The sequence below is a fragment of the Parasphingorhabdus sp. genome, assembly GCF_049667325.1.
Classification (GTDB): domain Bacteria; phylum Pseudomonadota; class Alphaproteobacteria; order Sphingomonadales; family Sphingomonadaceae; genus Parasphingorhabdus.
This window is the reverse complement of record NZ_JBATHY010000145.1, coordinates 1-4,548: the sequence shown is the minus strand read 5'-3', so window position 1 is coordinate 4,548 and position 4,548 is coordinate 1. Positions and strand designations below refer to the sequence as shown.

Sequence of the window (4,548 nt, the reverse complement as noted above, 5' to 3'; positions counted from 1 at the left end):
CGTCTATCCCGGGCGGTCGCTTCGACGCCCTCGCCGGTGACCGATTGAAAATCGCTCGCTGCCTCGAACTGTAGCTCTCTGTCTGTCGCGCCGTCGACAATGGCAGCAGCCAGAGGATGCTCGCTGGCGACCTCGATAGCAGCGACGAGTGCCAGCAGTTCGTCCGCGTCAAAGCCGCTTTCCGGTTCGACAGATACCAGCTTCGGTTTCCCTTCGGTGAGCGTCCCGGTTTTATCGACAACGATAGTGTCAATCTTCTCAAAGGTTTCGAGCGCTTCGGCATTTTTGATCAAAATCCCGTTTTGCGCGCCCTTGCCGGTGCCGACCATGATCGACATCGGGGTGGCGAGGCCCAGCGCACAGGGACAGGCAATGATCAGAACCGCGACTGCGTTGACCAGGCCATAAGCCAGCGCTGGTTCCGGCCCCCATATTGCCCAGACGACGAAGGTCGTCAGGGCGACCAGAACTACCGCAGGAACGAAGATGCCGGCTACCATGTCGGCAAGCTTTTGAATCGGGGCGCGACTGCGCTGGGCGTCTGCGACCATCTGGACAATTTTTGCCAACAAAGTGTCCTTGCCGACACGCTCGGCGGTCATCACAAAGCTGCCGGTCTGATTGACCGTCCCGCCGGTGACATCGTCGCCTTCGGCTTTGGTGACCGGAATGGGTTCACCGGTGATCATCGCCTGATCGATGGTGCTCGACCCCTTGGCAATGGTGCCATCAACGGGGACTTTCTCGCCCGGACGGACACGCAACCTGTCACCCGACTGGACGAGATCAAGCGATATTTCCTCTTCCGAACCGTCCGCGTTGATCCGCGTGGCGACCGGTGGGGCCAGTTCCAGAAGGGCGCGCAAGGCGCTGGAGGTCTGGCCGCGCGCTTTGAGTTCGAGTACCTGTCCCAAGAGCACCAATGTCGTGATGACGGCTGCGGCCTCATAATAGACCGCGACGGTCCCATGATGGCCACGAAACGCGGCGGGGAACAAATCAGGGAAGAAAGTCGCGACCAGACTGAAACCATAAGCCACTGCGACGCCAAGGCCGATCAGCGTGAACATGTTGAGATTCATGGTCTTGAGCGATTGCACGCCGCGGACAAAGAACGGCCACGCTCCCCAAAGGACGACCGGCGTTGCCAACAGCAGCTGTATCCATGTCGCGGCGGCGGGATCGAACCAGGATTCAAACGGTTTCCCGGGGATCATGTCTCCCATCGCATAGACGAACAGAGGGAAGGAAAATAACGCGCTCACCCAGAAGCGTCTGCGCATATCAATATATTCAGGGTCGGGGCCGCTATCGAGCGAGAATGTTTCCGGCTCCAGAGCCATGCCGCAGATCGGACAGGAACCGGGTCCTTCCTGCCGGATTTCCGGATGCATCGGACAGGTGTAGATCGTGCCTTTGGCAACATCGTCCTGCGCGGTCGACCGATCGGGCGAAAGATAGCGTTCCGGGTCGGCGACAAATTTGGTCCGGCAACCGGCGGAACAGAAATGATAATCCTGATCATCATGGCGCGCATGATGTTCGGCCTTGTCCGGATCGACCGTCATGCCGCAGACCGGGTCCTTGACTGGATGGCCGCAATCTTCATGGCCGTGACGGGGGGGAGCGGTCTCGGTCATCTCAAGCTCCTTTTCGAATCAAGGCAAAGATTGCGGGAGAAATCCGAAGTTGAACCTGTCAAATTTCCGTTTGTACATCGCTTGTTGTTGACTAGTTGTAGCTGGCGAAGACGCGCTGGCCCTTGGGACCGAATGCGATCACTTGATAAGGTTCGGTCATATCCTGATGCTCCATTCCGGGCGATCCCACCGGCATGCCGGCTACCGCGATGCCGATCACATCTGTCGGTTTTTCGCGGAGCAATTTCTGTATGGCTTCTGCCGGGACATGGCCTTCGATGACATAGCCTTCGACGATCATCGTGTGGCAGGCGCGCAATTCGTCGGGAACGCCGTGCAGATCCTTGACCATCTGCATGTCGGCATTTTCGGCGATCACTTCGGCATCAAGTCCTTCAGCGGCGTGGTCCGCCCATTTCAGGCAGCAGCCGCAACCCGCATCGCGGTACATCGTATAGCTTGCTGCCTGTGCTGCGGTTGAACAGGCTGCCAGCGAAACCAGCAGAAATCCGGCAGCGCTGGTCTCTCTCATCGATTTTGCGATAGATCCGATCATCATTTTTTCCTTTATCTCATTGACCAAGCTTCTGATCATCTTTTCACTTTTTCGAACAGATCGATGAGTTCGTCGAATTTCTCTTTCTGCTGCGCCGGATCACCGGATGATATCGCTTCGCTGACACAGCAAGCGGCATGGTCTTTCAATATCTGGCTTTCGACTTTTGCCAGTGCCGACTTCACCGCCTGCACTTGATGCAAAATGTCGATGCAATAGCGGTCGTCTGTGACCATTTGCGCAATCCCGCGTACCTGTCCTTCGATACGGCGAAGCCGGTTGATTTTCTGATCGAGTGCACCTTTGGCCATGCTTTCCCTCTTGAACAAATACCTCATAGGGGTATATGGTATTTTAATGGAAAAGCCAACATGAAATTCTCCCGCCGTCAATTGATCGGACATTCTGCGCTTCTCGGCGCGACCGCTGCTCTCCCCATGCCCGCATGGGCCATGGGCAAAATGGACAGAATAGTGCGCAAGGGCATTGACCAAGTTTCCGGCGCGAAAATCGATCTGCATATCGCCGATGGTAGCTTTTCCACCGGTGGCCGGGTCGGCCATGCGATTGCGGTCAACGGCACGGTTCCGGGGCCACTGATCCGGATGAAGGAGGGCAAGAAAACCCTGCTTTCGGTGCATAATATGCTGGATGTCGACAGTTCGGTCCACTGGCATGGCCTGCTGTTGCCGTTCCAGTTTGACGGCGTTCCGGGGATCAGCTTTCCCGGGATCAAGCCCGGCGCACGTTTTGACGTGCCGTTCACACCGCGCCAGTCCGGCACTTACTGGTGGCACAGCCATAGCGGGTTGCAGGAACAGCTCGGTCATTATGGCCCGATCATCATCGATCCCGCCGGTCCCGATCCGGTGCAATATGATCGCGAGCATGTGATTTTGCTCAGCGAATTTGCGGCCATGCATCCACATCAGATCATGAAGAAACTGAAAGTGGCAGAGGGCTATTTCAGCAAGCAAAAGACGACAGCGACCGATGACTATGATTTGAGCGGCGAGCAACGGCGCATGTGGGGCAGGATGCGGATGATGCCGACCGACATTGCCGATGTGTCTGCGCCGACTTATACCTATCTTGTCAACGGGCATGGCCCTGGTGACGGCCTGGAGCTGCCATTCAAAGTGGGCGAGCGCGTGCGGCTCCGGATCATCAACGGCAGCGCGATGACCTTTTTCAACATCCGCCTGCCCGGCCTGCCGATGACGGTGGTCCAGGCCGATGGCATAAATGTCCAGCCGGTCACCGTCGACGAGCTGCAGATCGGCGTCGCCGAAACCTATGACGTGATCGTCACCCCGACTCAAGAAGGCGCCTTCGCGCTGGCCGCCGAGAGCATGGACCGCAGCGGCATGGCGCAAGCCTCGCTAACCTCTCAGCCGGGTCGCAAGGCAGCCTTCCCAGCCCTGCGAGATCCGCCGCTATTGACGATGGCGGATATGGGGATGGACCATGGCGAAGATCAGGGCGGGATGGATCATGGCGCGCATGGTGCAGAACCGACCCAGCCTGTGGATCATAGCAAAATGAACCACGGCCCTGCAGAACCGGACGCGACGGAACATTCGACAATGGACCACGGCGACACGTCTGGCGGCGACGCAGCTATGGCGGACCATGACATGGCCGGCTTGGGCGGCATGAATATGCGCGACACCAGCATGCTGCCCGATAGCGTCGAAGTCGGGCCCGGCATCGATATGGTCGCGATGAACCCGCAGGATCGCACCGGCTTCTCCGGGCTTGGTCTCGACAAAGTCCCGCACCGGACGCTCAATTACCGGATGCTGAAATCGCTCGAGATGGACCACAATAAGCGCTCGCCCGACCGCGAGATGGAATTGCATCTCACCGGCAATATGGAACGCTATATGTGGAGCTTTGACGGCAAGAAAATGAGCGCCGTCGGCGATGCGCCTATCCGCTTCGGCTATAATGAACGGGTGCGGGTCAAGCTGGTCAACGACACGATGATGGCCCACCCGATCCACTTGCACGGGATGTTTTTCGAGATCGTCAACGGGCAAGGCCATTATCAGCCCAAAAAGCATACGGTGATCGTCCAGCCGGGCAGCAGCGCGACTTTTGACGTGACCACCGACGAGCCGGGTGACTGGGCGTTCCACTGCCATCTGCTCTACCATATGCACGCCGGGATGATGCAGACGGTTAGCGTCGCCTATCCCGAAGGAGCTGCAGCATGAAGGCCCTGATAATCTTGATGTTGCTCGGCGTATCCGCGCCGGCGCTCGCGCAGCATGAGGGCCACAGGATGCCGGTGCCCGTTAAGCCGGCGGCGAAAGCCAAGCCGGCCCCGCCGAAGCCGGTGGCCAAGCC

Annotated in this window: 4 protein-coding genes; 1 reads left to right on the top strand and 3 read right to left on the bottom strand. The window is 58.3% G+C overall.

Annotated features, from left to right (window positions below; all coding sequences use genetic code 11):
• The 3 genes from WBM93_RS06770 to WBM93_RS06760 form a co-directional block, all read right to left on the bottom strand.
• On the bottom strand, positions 1 to 1,640 hold a 1,640-nt coding region (locus WBM93_RS06770; RefSeq protein ID WP_424429918.1), incomplete at its 3' end, for a heavy metal translocating P-type ATPase.
• A gap of 91 nt (positions 1,641 to 1,731) precedes the next feature.
• A complete protein-coding gene (locus WBM93_RS06765; RefSeq protein WP_424429921.1) occupies positions 1,732 to 2,196 on the bottom strand; it encodes a DUF411 domain-containing protein in 465 nt (154 codons plus the stop codon).
• A gap of 35 nt (positions 2,197 to 2,231) precedes the next feature.
• Positions 2,232 to 2,507, bottom strand: coding sequence for a metal-sensitive transcriptional regulator (locus WBM93_RS06760; RefSeq protein WP_424429915.1), 276 nt, complete (start codon positions 2,505 to 2,507; stop codon positions 2,232 to 2,234).
• Between the two features lie 60 nt (positions 2,508 to 2,567).
• Here WBM93_RS06760 and WBM93_RS06755 point away from each other — a divergent pair, with 60 nt between their 5' ends.
• On the top strand, positions 2,568 to 4,415 hold the full coding sequence (locus WBM93_RS06755; protein WP_424429912.1) for a copper resistance system multicopper oxidase: 1,848 nt from the start codon (positions 2,568 to 2,570) through the stop codon (positions 4,413 to 4,415).
• The last annotated feature ends 133 nt before the right edge of the window (positions 4,416 to 4,548 follow it).